The sequence below is a fragment of the Inhella gelatinilytica genome (assembly GCF_016093295.1).
GTDB classification, from domain to species: Bacteria; Pseudomonadota; Gammaproteobacteria; order Burkholderiales; family Burkholderiaceae_C; genus Inhella; species Inhella gelatinilytica.
This window is the reverse complement of the sequence record NZ_JAEDAL010000001.1, coordinates 104751-120715: the sequence shown is the minus strand read 5'-3', so window position 1 is coordinate 120715 and position 15965 is coordinate 104751. Positions and strand designations below refer to the sequence as shown.

Below are 15965 nucleotides of genomic sequence, written 5' to 3'. Positions count from 1 at the left end.
GAATTACTTCTTGCCCTTGCCCTTGCCCTTGGCGGGCGCGGCCGGAGCGGCTGCGACCACGATCTCTTCGACCTTGGGTTCGACCGGGGTGGCCACAACCGGGTTCGGCTTGCCGTGGGTCACCACCTTGACGCCCGCGGGCAGCTTGAGGTCGTTGACGTGCACGCTGTGGCCCTTGGTCAGGCCGCTCAGGTCCACCTCGATGAACTCGGGCAGCTCCACGGCAACGCAGGTGATTTCCAGCTCGTTCATGATGTGGCTGACCGTGCACTTGTCGGTCTTGACGGCCACGCTCTCGGCTTCACCGATGAAGTGCAGGGGCACCTTCTTGGTGATCTTGGTCGTGTTGTCCACGCGCTGGAAGTCCACGTGCAGAACCTGCTGCTTCCAGGGGTGGTACTGCGCGTCACGCAACAGCACTTTGGACACTTGGCCACCCAGTTCCATCTCGAGGATGGAGCTGTGGAAGGCTTCCTTCTTCAGGGCGTGCCACAGGGCGTTGTGATCGACTTCGATCATGGCCGGTTCGCCCGCGCCAAACACGATGCCGGGCACCTTGCCCGAGATACGCAGGCGGCGGCTCGCACCAGTCCCCTGCAATTTGCGCTCAAAAGCGACGAATTTCATAAACACTCCAGTTGAGTGAAGACGGCTCGCGACCAAACCGCCTGTTGCGAAAAAGGGCCGCAGGGCGGCCCCGAGGAAAGCGCCTTGCGGCGCTCAATTCAAAAATTGTTGTTCTGTTCCGAGAACAGCGACGTGACCGATTCGCCATCGCTGATGCGACGGATGGTCTCGGCAAACAAGAAGGCCACCGACAACTGGCGGATCTTTTTGCAGGCCCGGGCCGCATCGGTCAGCGGAATGGTGTTCGTGATCACCACTTCATCCAGCGCTGAACCCGAGATGCGTTCGATCGCCGGGCCGCTGAGGATGGGGTGCGTGCAGTAGGCGTAAACCGACTTGGCGCCCCGGTCTTTCAACACCTCAGCCGCTTTGACCAGGGTGCCGGCGGTGTCGATCATGTCGTCCATGATCACGCAATTGCGACCTTCGATTTCCCCGATGACGTGCATCACTTCGGACACATTGGCCGCTGGGCGGCGCTTGTCGATGATGGACAGATCACACCCGAGTTGCTTGGCCAACGCACGAGCCCGCACCACGCCGCCGACATCGGGGCTGACCACCACCAAGTCCGGGTAGTCTTTGCTCTTCAGATCCGAGAGCAGCACCGGGCTGGCGTAGATGTTGTCGACCGGAATGTCGAAAAAGCCCTGAATTTGGTCGGCGTGCAGGTCCATGGTCAGGACCCGGTTGATGCCCACGGTTTCCAGCAGGTTGGCCACGACCTTGGCCGAAATGGGCACGCGGGTCGAACGCGGACGGCGATCTTGCCGCGCGTAGCCAAAGTAGGGGATGACCGCGGTGATGCGGCGAGCACTGGCGCGCTTCAGCGCGTCCGTCATCACCAGGAGTTCCATCAGGTTGTCATTCGTCGGCGCACAGGTGGGCTGAACGATGAACACGTCGCGGGCGCGGACGTTCTGCTGGATTTCGATGTCGACTTCGCCATCCGAAAAACGGCTCACCTTCGCACGGCCGAGTTCGGCGCCGAGATGAGCGGCGATTTCTTGCGACAGCGCCGGATTGGCATTGCCAGTGAACAGAACGGTGTTGTTGAGCACGGGGCGTTCCTTTGCGGTCTCGCATTCAACGCGCAAACTGCGTTGCTCTCGCCTCGCCGTGCGCTAGCGCTGTCTTCAGTTCAGTGTCTGATTGGCTTTGGACGCATAACCGCGTTGGGCCAGCAGGAGCACCGGGACTGACGAAAAATTTGGCAGGGGAGGAAGGACTCGAACCCTCGCATGTCGGAATCAAAATCCGATGCCTTAACCAACTTGGCGACTCCCCTACACAGGACCTTGGCTGAGGCCAAGACCCAGAAATCATCTCAGTCTTTTAACCACGGCGCCAGCGGCAGTGATTCCAGACTGCGGCAGACCCGACCCTCCCACTGATGATGCATTCCGATGCCGAAATCCACCAACTCGGTCGCCATGGGCGAATCGTCGCTGCCTACTTCCGCAAACACCGCGCTGCCTGATCCGGTCATTCGGCTGTTGCCAAAACGACTGAACAAACACTGAAGGGCGTCGTCAATCTCTGCGCACTGCGCACTAGCGCTGGCTTGCAGATCATTCCGCTTGGCCTTCCAGTCCAGAACAATGTTGTCTGCGAAAGAGCCCGCGACTATAGCCTGACTTTTTGAGGTCTGCAAGAGGGGGCTTGAAAAAATCGCGCGGGTGGGCAGGCTTTGGCGCGGCTTGATGACGGCGAACCGGGTGGCGGGGAAGGCGACTGCGCGCAGGTTTTCCCCGATGCCTTGGGCAAAGGCGGGGCCGGTGCCCAAGAAAAAGGGAAGGTCCGCGCCCAGTTGGAGCCCGAGGGCCATCAACTGCGCTCGACTGAGATGGAGGTTCCACAGGCGATTCAAGCCGATCAACACTGTGGCCGCATCGGACGAGCCGCCGCCCAGGCCGGCGCCAGAGGGCAGGCGCTTGTGCAAATGAATGTCGACCCCCGCCGTCGAACCGCTGGCCTTTTGCAGCAACCGCGCGGCGCGGGTGCACAGATCGTCCGCAGGGAGCGGCTCGGCTGTGGCTGGGTGTAGATCGTGGCGGACGATGCGCCCATCGGTGCGTCGTACCAAGTGCAGGCTGTCGCCCCAGTCGATTGGTACGAACAAAGATTCCAACAAGTGGTAGCCATCGGGGCGTTTGCCCACCACGTGAAGGTACAAGTTCAATTTGGCGGGGGCGGGGAGGTCGTAGAGGGCGTGCAAGGCTCACTCCGTGCTGATCAAGACCAAGCGCAAGGCCCCCAGGCCGCCCTGTGCGGGGCGGGTCAGGGTGATGCGCTGCGGCGCCAGTTGGACCCGCCAGCCGGCTTGTTCAAATCCGTCCTCCCGTGCGAGGGCGGGCCAGCCCGGAGCCGGTTCGCGGCGCAGCCAGTGCAGCAGCGGACGCAGCGGAAGAGGCGGGCCTTGCAAGGCGTCTCCCAGCGCCTGCCCGAGTTCCTCCAGCGTGACAAAGGGGCGCGGACCGTGGCCGTCGTCCAGCCACACCCCTGAGGCATCCCAGCGGGCCGAGGCCAAGGTGGTCCCCAGTGGGCTGGTGAGGCTGAGTTGCCCTTGCTCTGTCGAACCCTGCCATTCGAAAAGCGCCGATCCGGCTTGAGCGCGCTGGGTGGGGCTGGCTTCCATTTGGTAGGCCAGTTTGCCGCTCCAGGTGCCCGGCGTTGGCGGGGGGGGCGTGGTGACGCAGCCGGTTAGCACGAGGGCAAGGCCCACCGTCAGCAGGGCCAGGGCGTGACGGATGTTCACAGCGAAAGGCGCTTTTGCAGGGCCAGCAGTGCCTCACTGCGGGGGTCCCGCTTGAGGGCGCTGCTCAACAGATCCCGAGCCTCCTCCAGGCGCCCCTGGGCCTTCAACACTTCGACGAGGTGCGCCGCAATCTCGGCGTCGTAGCGCGCTTGGTAGGCCCGCCGCAGGTGCTGCTCGGCGTCCTGCAGTTTGCCCTCACGGAAGGCGACCCAGCCGAGGCTGTCCACCAACGCGGGTTCGTGTCCGGCCAGCTTGAGCGCGCTTTCGATCAATTCCCGCGCTTCGGGCAGACGCTGGTTTCGATCCGCCAGGGAATAGCCCAACGCGTTGCGGGCATGCGCGTGGTTGGCGTCGAGTTGGATCACCTCACGAAGAACCCGCTCCATGTCCTCATGGCGCTGTTGGCGCTCCAGCCCCATGGCCTTTTCGTACAAGAGGTCGGTGTCCTGTGGCTCGGCTCGGAGGGCTTCTTCCAGCCGCTCCTGAGCTTCTGCCCAACGCTTGGCCTCCCGCAGGACTTGCACTTCGGCCAACAGACGTCGTCGGGGCTGATCGGGCTGGTCGCCAGGTAGGCTGCGGGCGATGGCACGGGCGGCGTCCCACTGCCCTTGGCGGGAGAGGATGTGCAGGCGACGGTAGGCGGCCTCGAGTGCACGGTCTGGGTCCTTGACGGCCTCGAGCGCGTTCAAGGCCTTGGCCCAGTCGCCACGCTGCTCGTCTACCTGCACCAGCAGCAGTTGAGCGGCTGATCGCCGGCGCCCCTCCTCGTCGGAGGGATCCGGTTGGCTCAGGTACTGCGTCAAGGCCTCTTGGGCGTCGTCCAGTTGCCGCAAATCCAGCGCCAAAGACCCCATCAGGTACAGGTGGCTGCGAACCTGCGGTTGCTCTTTTGCGAGTTCACGGACCAGGTCGAGGGCCTCGGCACTGCGCTGGTCCCGGGCCCGCGCGTAGGCCAATTCCAAACGAAAGGCGCTGTCAGCCCGGGGCCCCGTGGCAATCAGCGCATCCGCTGCGGGCGCGAACTGCGTCCAGCGCAGGGCCAACCAGGCGGGGAGGGGGTGGCTGGGGTCCAGTTTGCGGGCGGCTTCCAGGTGTTGGACGGCCAGACCGTATTCCTTGGAAAGGGCCGCCAGTTGAGCAATGGCACAGGCGGCCAACGAGCGGCGCAAGGGCGTTGAGCCGGCACGGTCGCGCTCCACCGTGAGGCCCGGCAGCAGCGTGCCCAGTGCCTGGGGGCTGCGAATCAAGGCCCCGAGGTTGCTTAGGAGATGGGCCCGATCCTGTGCGGTTGTGCTGCGCTGCAGCCAATCCAAAATGGGGCCTGGCGTGGCATCCAGTTGCCCCAGGGCCGCCAGCAACTGAATCTCGGACTGCGCCGGCTCCACCAGGGCCGGGCGGGCGAACTTCCAGGCGCGGGCTGCTTGCAGCGCCTCTTGCCCCGCACGCGCCTGAATCGCAACTTGAACGGCCCGTCGATACAAAGCGTCATCCTGGGTTCGCCGCGCGGCGTCCAACAAGACTTGAAACGCCACACCGGCCTGCCCCCGCTGCAATTCCAACTCGCCCACCAGCACTTGATAAAAGAGAGGGGCGTCCATCGCCGACGGCGCGGGCATCGCTGGAGTCGATTGGGCCAAGGTTCCCAGCGGGGCCAGCAGGGCAAGGGCGCAGGAGGTGCGCACGAGGGGGCGGATCAAACGATTCAGACGGTCCATGGCGCGGAGATTGTGCCGGGCCTGAACAGCAAGGGCGCCAGCGTGTCTTTCTACACTGCACCCATGCCGGAACTTCCCGAAGTTGAAATCACCCGCCAGGGCTTTGCCCAAGCCCTTGAAGGTGCCACCGTTCAGGGCGTACGCCTGGGCAAACCCCTGCGGTGGCCCCTGGGGGTGCAACCAGCGGCGTTTCAAGGCGCGCGCTTGGGGGCGACGTTGCGTCGGGGCAAGTACTTGTGGTTGCCGCTGGATCGTCCGGAGCCCCGGGGAGGGGTGCTGCTGCACCTCGGCATGTCAGGCTCCCTGGCGTTTGAACCCGCCCCCGGCAAGCTTCAACCGCACCAACACTTTCAATTGGTCACGGACCGGGGGACGTTGACCCTGACCGATCCGCGCCGATTCGGCGCCGTGGTGTGGTCCCCTGCGCTGGACGTCGATCCAGCGGCCCGCTTGCTGGCCCGGTTGGGTGTGGAGCCCTTTGATGAGTCGTTCACGTCGACTCAGTTTCATGCGGCGCTGCGCGGACGCCGGCAGGCCATCAAACCCGTATTGCTCGGTGGTGAGGTGATTGTGGGCGCTGGGAACATCTACGCTTGCGAAGCCTTGTGGCAAGCGGGAATTCACCCCGAGGCGCCCTCTGGTCGTTTGTCGCGCGTGCGGGCTGAGCGCCTGTTGACGGCGCTGCGAAGCGTGTTGCGCGCTGCACTGGAGGCCGGGGGCAGCACCTTGCGAGATTTTTCGAGCAGCCTCGGCGCCATCGGGCGCTACCAGACCCTGGTGGCGGTCTACGGGCGGGAGGGCCAGCCCTGTCCTGCTTGTGGGCAGGCTGTGCGTCGTTTGGTGCAGGGGCAGCGTTCAACTTTTTATTGCCCGAAATGCCAGCCGCGCTGACTGAGTTTTCCGCTCGACTGCTGGCATGGCAGCGCCAGCACGGCCGCCATGATTTGCCTTGGTGTGGGATGCGCGACCCCTATCGGGTCTGGTTGTCGGAAATCATGCTGCAGCAGACCCAAGTGGCCACGGTGCGCACCTACTACGCACGCTTCCTGGCGCGCTTTCCCTCTGTTGACGATTTGGCTGCGGCGCCGTTGGACGAGGTGCTGGCCCTGTGGGCCGGGCTCGGTTACTACACCCGCGCCCGGAATTTGCATGCGTGTGCCCAGGCGGTGGTGGCCCTGGGGGGATTCCCCCGCGCCGCCGACGCCTTGGAAGCCCTGCCCGGCATCGGGCGAAGCACGGCGCGGGCCATTGCCTCGTTCTGCTTTGAGGAGCGGGTGTCGATTTTGGATGGCAATGTGCGGCGCGTGTTGGCGCGGCTTCTTGCTTGGCCCCATCCCACCACCAGTGCGCGTGCCCAGAAAGAACTGTGGGCGCACGCCGATGCCCTGCTGCCCCCAGCGGCGGCCGACATGCCGCGCTACACCCAGGGCCTCATGGACTTGGGGGCCTTGGTGTGTACCCCGCGAGGTCCTCGCTGTGGTGAGTGCCCTGTTGCTGCACTGTGCGCCGCGCAGGCACAAGGACGGGTCGCGGAGTTCCCCTTGCGGGCGCCCAAACCCCAGCGGGGGCGACGCGAACAGTGGTGGCTCTGGCTCGAGCGCGAATCGGACGGCGCGCTGTGGTTACAGCAGCGCCCGAGCCCCGGTGTGTGGGCGGGGCTGTGGAGCTTGCCGCTCTTCGACGCGGAGGCTGACCTCCGGGCAGCCGTGGGTCTGCGAACCGTGGAGTTGTTGCCCCGAATTGACCATGCCTTGACCCATTTCGATTGGGTGCTGCACCCCCGGCAGGTGCGGTGGTCCGACTCCGCGCCGCCGTTGGAGGTCGGGCAGTGGGTGAGCCCAACAGACCGGCCCCGCTATGGGATGCCGGCACCTTTGAAGAAGCTTCTGGGATGAGGCTCTACGCGGTCGGCGAATCCTGTGCGGTGTTGGATCTGGATACGGTCCCTGACCCCGTGGCGCAGCGGCGCTTGTGGTGGGTGGCCCATCGATTGCGCGCGCAAGGCCTCGGATCGGACGTGGTTCCGGGCGTGGGCAACCTCAGCATTTTTTTTGACCCAGCCCGTGACGAGGTGGAGGCCGTGCTTCAGCGCTTGAGCGACACCTGGGCGGCGGCCCGTCCGCGCGCCGAAGCGATCGGAGCCTTGCATCAACTGGCGGTGCGCTACGGCGGTGCGGCGGGGCCGGATTTGGACGCGTTGGCCTGCGGAGTCGGCTTGACCCCGTTGGCGGTGGTCGAGCTTCACACGGCGGCGGAGTACACCGTTCAATGCCTGGGTTTTTTGCCGGGATTTGCCTACTTGGCCGGCTTGCCCGCCCAGTTGCACTGGCCGCGGCGGGCCCAGCCTCGAACCCAAGTGCCCGCGGGTGCGGTGGGGATCGGAGGCGGGCAGACGGGAATCTATCCGGTGGAGAGCCCGGGCGGTTGGAACTGGATTGGCCGGTGCGAGCAAGCCCTGTTCAACGCCCATGCTGAGTCGCCGTGCTTGTTGCTGCCGGGCGACCGGGTGCGCTTTGTTGCGGAGTCGTTCGATGCTTGAGGTGGTGCGGGCAGCGGCACTGTGCAGCGTTCAGGACTTGGGCCGACCCGGGCGGCAGCACTTGGGGGTTCCGCGCGGGGGCGCGCTGGACCGAACCGCTCTTCAGCGCGCCAATCTGCTGGTCGGGAACCCGGCTGAGGCGGCGGCCTTGGAGGTGCTGGCGGGCCCACTGCGGTTGCGATTCCACCGTGCGGGCTGGTTGGCCTTGTGTGGCGCGGCGTTTGAGATGCATCTGAACGGCAGGCCCTTGCGAACCGAGTGGCGCTGGCCGTTTCCCGCGGGGGCTGAATTGGTGCTGCGGGGCCCGGTGACGGGGCGGGTGGGGATCTTGGCGCTCGATGGGGGCCTGGCGGTGGACCCGGTGCTGGGGTCTCGTGCGACCCAGATTCCCGGCGGGTTTGGGGGCTGGCAGGGGCGGACTCTTCAGGCGGGGGACCGGCTTCCGCTGGGCCCCCCGCGTTCGCTGTTGGGGGTGCGGGGGCTGCGCGTTCCGGCTGTCGAACCGGGCTTGCGGGTGGTTCCGGGGCCCGAGTGGGCGGCGCTTACGGCCGCGTCGCAGCGCCAGTGGACCGAGCAACTTTGGCGAATGAGTCCGCAGTCGGACCGCATGGGCGTGTGGCTGGAAGGGGCGCCGCTGCGCTTCTCCACGTCGGTGGAGATGCGCTCGCATGCGGTTGCGGCCGGATGGATCCAACTGCCCCCCGCAGGGCAGCCCATCGTCCTGTTGCCGGGGTGTCAGAGCACGGGCGGCTATCCCCGCATTGCCGCCGTGATTGAGGCGGACCTGGGGGCGCTCGCCCAATGGCGGCCGGGGGAGGCGCGTCGCTTCCGTTGGGTTACGCCCGACGAGGCGCGAGCCGCTCGACAAGTTCAAGGGGTCCAGTACGCACAGTGGGAGTGGGCATGCGCGGGATCGATTTGAATGCCGATGTGGGAGAAGGCGGTGCCCACGATCTGGCACTGATCGGGTGTATCAGCAGCGCCAACATTGCCTGCGGTTGGCATGCCGGGGATGGCGCGACGATGCGGGCGGCCCTGCGGGCCTGTCGTGACCACGGAGTGGCCGCGGGCGCACACCCCAGCTTCCCGGATCGGGCGAACTTCGGACGCCTGCCGTGGGTCCGCGAGGCACTGGCGGTCGAGGCCGACCTCATCGCGCAGATTGGCGGGCTGCAGGCCTTGGCGGCCCGCGAGGGGGTGGCGCTGCGCCATGTCAAACCGCATGGGGCGCTGTACAACCAGGCCGCGTTCGATCCCCACTTGGCGCAAGCACTGATCCAGGCCGTCCAGGTGTGCGACCCGCACCTGACACTGCTGGCGTTGGCCGGCAGTCCCCTGCTGGACTGGGCGCGTGCCGCGGGGCTGCGGGTGCGCGCCGAGGCGTTCGTTGACCGGGCCTACCAAGCGGATGGCCGGTTGGTGCCCCGCAGTGAACCCGGTGCGGTGCTGCACGACCCGGCCGTCGCCATCGCGCAAGGGCTCCGACTGGCTCAAAGCCAAACCGTCATGAGCCAAGTCGGGACGCCGATTGACGTGCGTGCCGAAAGCCTGTGCTTGCACGGCGACGGGGCGACCGCCTTGACTTTGGCTCAAACCCTGAGCGGGGCCCTGCGGGATGCGGGCATCGAGGTCCGTGCGGGATAAGGGGTGGCCTCACCCAATTCGTCCGGAATGACAGGCTGTCAGGCGCGCCGAGCGGTTGGTCGCAAACCGCTGGGCCCGGGGGAGGCGTCAGTCTTAGGCTGAAGGCCTCTTGAGCTTGGAGGCACACCATGCAGCATTCGAAATGGCCCCTGGCCGCACTGGCCCCGCTGGCGCTCGCAGGCCTGATGGTTGCCCCTGGCGCTGGGGCCCAAGGGACGGGCGCCGGCCTGCAAATCGAGGAAGCCGCCAGCGAGGCCCAGTTGGGTTTGCCCCGCTATCCCAAGGCCCAACCGATGCGGGACGGCAAGGACTCGGCTGGGGCCGGGGCCGGGGCCTTCAATCTGTCGCTCTGGGGCGGCAGTTTTGGTTTTCGGGTCGCGGTGGCGCAATTCCGCAGTGGAGACAGCGTCGGGGCGATTGCCGACTTCTACCGCAAGGCCATGTCGAGCTTCGGGCCGGTGGTGGCGTGCACCCCGGGGATGCCTCGCCCGGCTTCAGCGCCGCCGGAAGGGGCGCTGCAGTGCAAGGCGTCAGACGTTCCCGCGGGCGGCGTGGTGTTGAAAGTCGGCCGCGCCAAAAACCTGCGCGTGGTGGTCATTCAGCCCGAAGGCAAGGAGACTCAGTTTCAGTTGATGCGCATCGAGGCCCAGTGAAGCCCGCCCAGCGGCCGCAGCCGAAGGGCTCAGGCCGCGGCGCGTACCGGGGCGTCGCGCAATTGACAGAACAGTGCTTGCAGCACGCGGGCTTCGTTGTCGGGCAAGCGGGCGCTGCGCAGCACGGCCTCGCGCTCTAACTCCCGCAGTCGCCAGGCAAACTCGTCCAAAAGGGCCACCAGGTCGTGGTGCAAATCCGCCTCGCTGGCCCCCAGCACCGTGCTCAACACCATCTCGGGGGGCAGTGAGTCCAAACCGCTGCTGCTGAATCCGGCGAGCAGGCGACGCATGCGGCACAAGTTCAGATCAATCAGTGTTCGCAGGGTCGTGCTGGCCCGCTGCTGCTGCAAGGTGGCCTGTGGCAACATGGTCCGCGCTTGTTGCAAACATCGCGCAACGTGCTCAAAGCGCTCCAGAGAAACCGCACCGTCGATATGGCCAACAGTAGGCGCCGGACCACACTGAGCGGCTTGATGCACCCATCCCAGCAGCGCCGGGTGGAACTCTCCGGGGACCAAACGGGCGGCCGCACTGGCCCTTAGCAGCGCCCTGGGGCCCGCCTCCATCAGCGTCGCCAGCCATTCGGCGGCAGCCAAAATTTGCGAGGACAGCGCGAACGCCGTTTCGGCAATGCCGCGGGGGTACCCAAATCCGTCCAGACGCTCGTGGTGTTCCAACACCCGCGCGGCCACCTCGGGCCCCGTGCCTTCGAGGTGCAGCAAAACCTGGTGCCCCACCAAAGGATGGGTGGCGATGGGTCGCCAATGCCACGCATCCAGCTCCTGATCGGGGGCGTCGACCACCTCGGGGTCGAGGTAGAGCTCGCCCACGTCATGCAACAGACCTGCCAGCGTCAACGTGCGGTGCTCCTCCACCTGGCCCGGCAGCAGGCGCCGCGCTTGTGCCAGGCTCAACAGGGCCACCCGCACCGCATGGTCCAGTCGCTGCTGGTCGTCCAACAAGGTGATCAAGGCTTGGACGGGGCCGCTCAGCGGCAGTTTGCCCAGAGAGACGGCGAGGGGTTGACCGGCCCCCGCCGGGCACAAGTGCGCCAGGACCGGATCGTCGGCGAGCAGCCGTTCCGCCCGCGCACGGAGGGCGTCTGCGTCCACACAAGCCCCCATCGAGAGGCAGGTTTCCAACGGCTTGGCCAAGCGGTGTTGCAGCAAGCGAGCTTGGGTACTGGCGTCGATGCGCGCGCCTTTGGCCAGCAGCTTGACGCCGTTGCCGCACAGGATGTCTTCGCTGGCCTGCACATCGCGCTGGCTGGCGCTGTGCATCAGGTGTTGCAAATAATGAGGATTCACCTCGGCTGCGATTGGCTGCGTGTCCATCCCGCCTCCCTTGGCGTTTCTGGCCGATCCGGGAGGCGGATCTTGATCCTGGCAGGCGTCAGCGCCAACCCTCCTTATGGGGGCCTCCTTTGGAAGGAGAGGGGCTGCCTTCAGCGGGCATCCAGCTCCCGATGCCGCTTCAGCACCCGCCCATGGGCGGCAAAGTGCTGGGCCAGCGCCTCAACCAGGTAAACCGAGCGATGCTGCCCGCCCGTGCAGCCAATGGCAACCGTCAGGTAGCTGCGATGGTCGGCGACGAAAGCAGGCAACCATTGCTGCAAAAAAGCCTGCAGCTGATGTTTCATCGCCAAGACTTCGGGCTGGGCCTCGAGGTAGCGCTGCACGCCTTCGTCGCGCCCGGTTTGGGCGCGCAGCTCGGGGACGTAATAAGGGTTGGGCAGGACGCGAACGTCAAAAACATAATCGGCGTCGCGAGGAACGCCGGCTTTGAAAGCAAAGCTTTCGAACACCAGGGTCAGGTGGTCGCCCGGTGTTTGGACCCAATCGCGCACCCAGGTACGGAGCTGCGCGGGGCGCAGCAGGCTCGTGTCCAGAATGCTGCTTTCGACGCGCAATGCGCCCAAGCACTCCCGCTCCAAGCTCACGGCTTCCAGCAAGGCCAGCGCGCCGTCAGGTGCTGCGGCGTGAGCCGCCAGTGCACTGCGATCTTGCAGCGGATGCGGGCGTCGGGTCTCGCTGAAGCGCCGCAGCAGGGCGTCATCGCTCGCGTCCAGGAACAAGGAGCGAATGGCCTGACCTTCGGTGCGCAGCTGCTTGACGAGCGGGAGCAGGTGCGGCAAGGAGCCCTTGGAGCGAACGTCCACCGCGATGGCGACACGGCGCGGCTCCCGCTGCGCCTCAAGGTCCAAGAGCGGCGGCAGCAATTCGGGCGGCAGGTTGTCGATGCAAAAGAACCCCGCGTCCTCCAGCGCGTGCAAGGCGATGGATTTGCCCGCGCCACTCATGCCCGTCACCAGCACCAGTTCGCTTTTTAGGGCTGCGGCGTTCATGGGCGCGCGGCTTCCAAGAGCTCTTGGGCGTGTGCACGCCCTGCGTCGCTGTGCGCACTGCCGCCCAGCATGCGGGCAATCTCGGTGATGCGGGACTCTCCGTTGACCGTGACCACTTGGGAGTGCACGGCGTCCGGTTGGGCCGCTTTGCTCACCACCCAGTGCTGATGGGCGCAAGCCGCGACCTGGGGCAAGTGGGTGACGGCCAGCACCTGACGGGATTGCCCCAGTTGCTGCATCAACCGCCCCACGGTTTGCGCCACCGCGCCCCCCACACCGGCATCGATCTCGTCAAAGATCAGCGTGGGCGCCCCGTGCTGGTCCGCTTGGGCGGTGCACACCGCGATGGCCAAGGCGATGCGCGAAAGCTCGCCCCCCGATGCCACCTTGGCCAGGGGCCGGGCACTGGCGCCGGCGTGCCCCGCCACCCACAGTTCGGTGGACTCCAGCCCGTAGCTTTGGGGTCCGTCCTGTGCAATCAGGGCGATTTCAAGGCGCCCGCCGGCCATGCCCAAGGACTGAAGCGCCGCGGTGACTGTGTTGGCCAGCTCGGGCGCTTTGTGCTGTCGTTGGCGCTGGGCTTGCAGCGCAAGACGGTCGAAGGCTTGGCGGGCCTGATTTCGCACCGTCTCCAGCGCGGCCAAGTCGGCCTGCGCATCGAGTGCGGCCAGCTCCGACTGCCACTGCGTCTGCAGAGCGGGCAATTCCGCGGGAGGGCGGCGGTAGCGACGGGCCAGCTGCATCCAACTGGCCAGCCGGTCGTCCAACTCGGCCAGCCGCTGGGGATCTGGTTCCGCCGCATGCAGGTAGGCGCGCAGCGAATGGCCGGCATCCGCGATCAGTGACTGGGCTTGGGCCAGGGTGTCCAGCGCCGCTTGCAGTTGCGCGTCATGGTTCACGACGTTTTGCAGTGCGTTGTGGGCGTGCGCCAACTGGGACTCCGCACTGTCGTCAGCTTCGGCGGCGCGCTCCAACGCGAGCCGGCTGGCGTCAATCAGTGCTTGGGCGTGGCTGAGTCGTTCGTGCTCGGCATTGAGCTCCATCCACTCGTTCGCCCCCGGGTTCAACCGAGACACTTCGTCGAGTTGCCATTGCAGGCGCTCGCGCTCGCGCTGCAAGCCCTCCTGCTGACTTTGTGCGGTGTCCAGCGCCGCCTGGGCGGCACTCCAACGGGCATGGGCCTGCGCCAATTGAGCGCTGTCCACGCCGGCGTAATCGTCGAGCAGGGCTCGAACGCTGGCGGGGCGAGTGAGCTTCTGCCACGCATGTTGACCATGGATGTCGATCAGACCTTCGCCCAGCTCGCCGAGCTGGCTGACGGTGGCGGGGCTGCCGTTGATCCACGCGCGGCTCTTGCCTTGGGCATCGATGACCCGGCGCAGCAAAAGCTCTTCGGTGTCATAACCCGCGGCCTCCAGCCAAGAGCGTGCACCGGGCGGGACGTCAAAGGCCGCGCTCAGTTCAGCCTTGGCGCTGCCCTCGCGAACCACGCCCGCATCGCCCCGGGCCCCCAACAGCAGTTGCAGCGCGTCCAACAGGATGGATTTGCCGGCCCCGGTTTCCCCCGTTAATGCGGAAAACCCGCCGGAAAACTCCAGCTCCAAATGGGGGACGATGACGAAATCGCGCAGTGTGAGTCGGCGAAGCATCGCTTAGCCCTCGTACCAGCCGAGCTTGCGCCGCAGCGTGGCGTAGTACGACCAGCCCTTCGGGTGTAAGAACAGACTGCGATGTTGGCTGCGGGTGACGGTGACCCGGTCGCCATGGTGCAAATGGGTGAGCGACTGCATATCAAAGTTCACGCTGGCATCCCGTCCGGCCACGATCTCCAAACTCACAACGCCGGTGTCGGGCAACACGATGGGGCGGTTGGACAGCCCATGCGAGGCGATGGGAACCATCACCCACCCGCCGATGGAGGGGTGCAGCAGGGGGCCGCCCGCACTCATTGAATACGCGGTGGAGCCGGTGGGCGAGGCCACGATCACGCCGTCGGCCCGGATGTTGGCGACGAATTCCTCGCCCACGTGAATGCGTAACTCCACCATGCCGGCCGCGGCGCCCCGGCTGACCACGACATCGTTGAGGGCCAACCCAGAAAAAATGCAGGCCCGGTCTCGCCAGACCGCACCTTCCAGCATGGTGCGCTGTTCGGTTTCAAAGTCGCCCGCCAAGATGGGTTCCAGGGCCTCACGGAATTGGTCGGCCGGAATGTCCGTGATGAACCCCAGCCGGCCTTGGTTGATGCCCACCAGCGGCACACCAAACGGTGCAATCTCGCGGGCCAAGCCCAGCATCGTGCCGTCGCCCCCGGCCACGACCACGAGATCGCATAGCCGGCCAATTTCTTGGGTGTCCAGCACCGGGTAGCCCGCCAGCTGCGCCGATTCGGCACTTTGGCGTTCCAGGCTCACTTGCAAGCCTTGGCTTCGCAAGAACTGGCGAATCTGCTCGACCAAGGGGCCGCTGGTGGGGGCCTGATGCTTGGCCACGATGGCCACGTGGTTGAATCGGGTGCCGGGCATGGGTAAGGGCCAAGTCGATCGATGCGGTCGTGAAGGGAAATCCCGCTGCGGCGGAATTACAGCATGGGCACTCGGGGTTTCTAGAATGACCGCCATGCTCGATGAACGCGCCCGATCCCTGCTCAAGACCCTGGTGGAGCGATACATCGCCGACGGCCAACCGGTGGGCTCGCGCACGCTCTCGAAAGCCTCGGGCTTGGAGCTCAGCCCGGCCACCATCCGCAACGTGATGGCCGACCTCGAGGAGCTGGGCCTGATTGCGAGCCCGCACACCAGTGCCGGACGCATCCCCACGGCTCTGGGGTACCGGCTTTTCGTGGACACCATGATCACCGCGCGGCCCCATCTGCTGGCCCAAGAGGTCGATGCGCTGGAGGGGCAACTGCGGCCCGATCAACCGCAGCGCGTGATCGCCCATGCGGCCCATTTGCTGTCCAACCTGTCGAGTTTTGTTGGCGTCGTGACGGCGCCGCGCAAGCCCTCGGTGTTTCGGCACATTGAATTCCTGCGTCTCGGTGAACGGCGGGTCCTGGTGATTTTGGTGAGCCCCGACGGCGATGTGCAAAACCGCGTCGTCATGACGGCGCAGGACCACGACCAGTCCGAGTTGGCGGAAGCGGCGAACCGATTGAATGCGCAGTACACCGGCTTGACGCTGGAGGTCGTGCGGGAGCGCCTGCGCGCCGAAGTGGAGCAGTTGCGCGGCGAGATCGCCAGCCTGATGACCGCCGCGGTGCAGGTCAGCGGCGGCGAGGAATCGGCCGAGCAGGTGGTCATCAGTGGCGAGCGCAATCTGTTGGCGGTGCAGGACTTCGGACAAGACCTGAGCAGCTTGCGACGGCTCTTTGGCCTCTTTGAAGAAAAGGCCCAGTTGATGCGATTGTTGGACGGCAGCAGCCGGGCCGAAGGCGTGCGCATCTTCATTGGCGGCGAAAGCCATGTGGTGCCCTATGAGGAGCTGTCGGTGGTCAGCGCCCCCTACGAAGTCGACGGTCAAGTCGTGGGCACGCTGGGGGTCATTGGCCCCACGCGCATGGCCTATGACCGCATGATCCAAATCGTTGATGTGACGGCCCGGATGGTGAGTCAGGCTCTGTCGGTTCGCTGACGGGGGGTGGGGCGCTTGCCCCAGATCAAGCCGGTTTGGCGGGGCTCAGGTA

At 66.0% G+C, this 15965-nt stretch carries 16 protein-coding genes and 1 tRNA gene; 7 read left to right on the top strand and 10 right to left on the bottom strand.

Translation table 11 applies throughout. The features are described from left to right. Positions 1–3: 3 nt before the first annotated feature. The 6 genes from I7X43_RS00565 to I7X43_RS00540 all read right to left on the bottom strand — a co-directional run bounded on the left by I7X43_RS00565 (position 4) and on the right by I7X43_RS00540 (position 5100). A complete protein-coding gene (locus tag I7X43_RS00565) occupies positions 4–627 on the bottom strand; it encodes a 50S ribosomal protein L25/general stress protein Ctc (protein ID WP_198098942.1) in 624 nt (207 codons plus the stop codon). A 98-nt stretch (positions 628–725) separates the two neighbouring features. Next, entirely contained in the window at positions 726–1688 is a 963-nt protein-coding gene (locus I7X43_RS00560) for a ribose-phosphate pyrophosphokinase (protein ID WP_198098941.1), read from the bottom strand. Positions 1689–1838: 150 nt separating this feature from the next. Then, positions 1839–1915 (bottom strand) — tRNA-Gln (locus tag I7X43_RS00555). A gap of 39 nt (positions 1916–1954) precedes the next feature. Then, positions 1955–2845, bottom strand: coding sequence for a 4-(cytidine 5'-diphospho)-2-C-methyl-D-erythritol kinase (gene ispE, locus I7X43_RS00550; RefSeq protein ID WP_198098940.1), 891 nt, complete (start codon positions 2843–2845; stop codon positions 1955–1957). Between the two features lie 3 nt (positions 2846–2848). Then, on the bottom strand, positions 2849–3385 hold the full coding sequence (locus tag I7X43_RS00545) for a lipoprotein insertase outer membrane protein LolB (protein WP_198098939.1): 537 nt from the start codon (positions 3383–3385) through the stop codon (positions 2849–2851). Further along, positions 3382–5100, bottom strand: a complete 1719-nt coding sequence (locus I7X43_RS00540) for a tetratricopeptide repeat protein (protein ID WP_198098938.1) — start codon at positions 5098–5100, stop codon at positions 3382–3384. Before I7X43_RS00540 ends, I7X43_RS00545 begins: the two co-directional genes overlap by 4 nt. Before the next feature lie 63 nt (positions 5101–5163). Here I7X43_RS00540 and mutM point away from each other — a divergent pair, with 63 nt between their 5' ends. The 6 genes from mutM to I7X43_RS00510 all read left to right on the top strand — a co-directional run bounded on the left by mutM (position 5164) and on the right by I7X43_RS00510 (position 9936). Then, positions 5164–5991: a bifunctional DNA-formamidopyrimidine glycosylase/DNA-(apurinic or apyrimidinic site) lyase gene (gene mutM / locus I7X43_RS00535; RefSeq protein WP_198098937.1), complete on the top strand. Its 828-nt coding sequence runs from the start codon at positions 5164–5166 to the stop codon at positions 5989–5991. Further along, a complete protein-coding gene (gene mutY, locus I7X43_RS00530) occupies positions 5976–6995 on the top strand; it encodes an A/G-specific adenine glycosylase (RefSeq protein WP_198098936.1) in 1020 nt (339 codons plus the stop codon). The genes mutM and mutY overlap by 16 nt, the downstream gene beginning before the upstream one ends. Beyond that, positions 6992–7639 (top strand): 5-oxoprolinase subunit PxpB, encoded by a 648-nt coding sequence (gene pxpB / locus I7X43_RS00525; RefSeq protein WP_198098935.1) that lies wholly within the window; start codon positions 6992–6994, stop codon positions 7637–7639. Before mutY ends, pxpB begins: the two co-directional genes overlap by 4 nt. Continuing rightward, complete coding sequence (locus tag I7X43_RS00520; protein ID WP_198098934.1) at positions 7632–8561, top strand: 5-oxoprolinase subunit C family protein; 930 nt, start codon at positions 7632–7634, stop codon at positions 8559–8561. The genes pxpB and I7X43_RS00520 overlap by 8 nt, the downstream gene beginning before the upstream one ends. Further along, a complete protein-coding gene (locus tag I7X43_RS00515) occupies positions 8543–9283 on the top strand; it encodes a LamB/YcsF family protein (protein ID WP_198098933.1) in 741 nt (246 codons plus the stop codon). Before I7X43_RS00520 ends, I7X43_RS00515 begins: the two co-directional genes overlap by 19 nt. Positions 9284–9411: 128 nt before the next feature. Next, entirely contained in the window at positions 9412–9936 is a 525-nt protein-coding gene (locus I7X43_RS00510; RefSeq protein WP_198098932.1) for a hypothetical protein, read from the top strand. A gap of 29 nt (positions 9937–9965) precedes the next feature. Here the strand turns inward: I7X43_RS00510 and I7X43_RS00505 are convergent, their stop codons facing one another. The 4 genes from I7X43_RS00505 to I7X43_RS00490 form a co-directional block, all read right to left on the bottom strand. Continuing rightward, positions 9966–11270, bottom strand: a complete 1305-nt coding sequence (locus I7X43_RS00505; RefSeq protein ID WP_198098931.1) for an HD-GYP domain-containing protein — start codon at positions 11268–11270, stop codon at positions 9966–9968. 110 nt (positions 11271–11380) lie between these two features. Further along, positions 11381–12280 carry an RNase adapter RapZ gene (gene rapZ, locus I7X43_RS00500; protein ID WP_198098930.1) on the bottom strand — a complete coding sequence of 300 codons (900 nt, stop codon included), beginning with the start codon at positions 12278–12280 and terminating at the stop codon, positions 11381–11383. Then, on the bottom strand, positions 12277–13929 hold the full coding sequence (gene recN / locus I7X43_RS00495; RefSeq protein ID WP_198098929.1) for a DNA repair protein RecN: 1653 nt from the start codon (positions 13927–13929) through the stop codon (positions 12277–12279). Before recN ends, rapZ begins: the two co-directional genes overlap by 4 nt. Before the next feature lie 3 nt (positions 13930–13932). Next, the gene (locus I7X43_RS00490) at positions 13933–14805 is read right to left on the bottom strand and encodes an NAD kinase (protein ID WP_198098928.1); all 873 of its coding nucleotides are present in this window, start codon (positions 14803–14805) and stop codon (positions 13933–13935) included. Positions 14806–14899: 94 nt separating this feature from the next. On the opposite strand from I7X43_RS00490, the gene hrcA reads away from it, so the two are divergent. Then, a complete protein-coding gene (hrcA, locus tag I7X43_RS00485) occupies positions 14900–15913 on the top strand; it encodes a heat-inducible transcriptional repressor HrcA (RefSeq protein WP_198098927.1) in 1014 nt (337 codons plus the stop codon). The last annotated feature ends 52 nt before the right edge of the window (positions 15914–15965 follow it).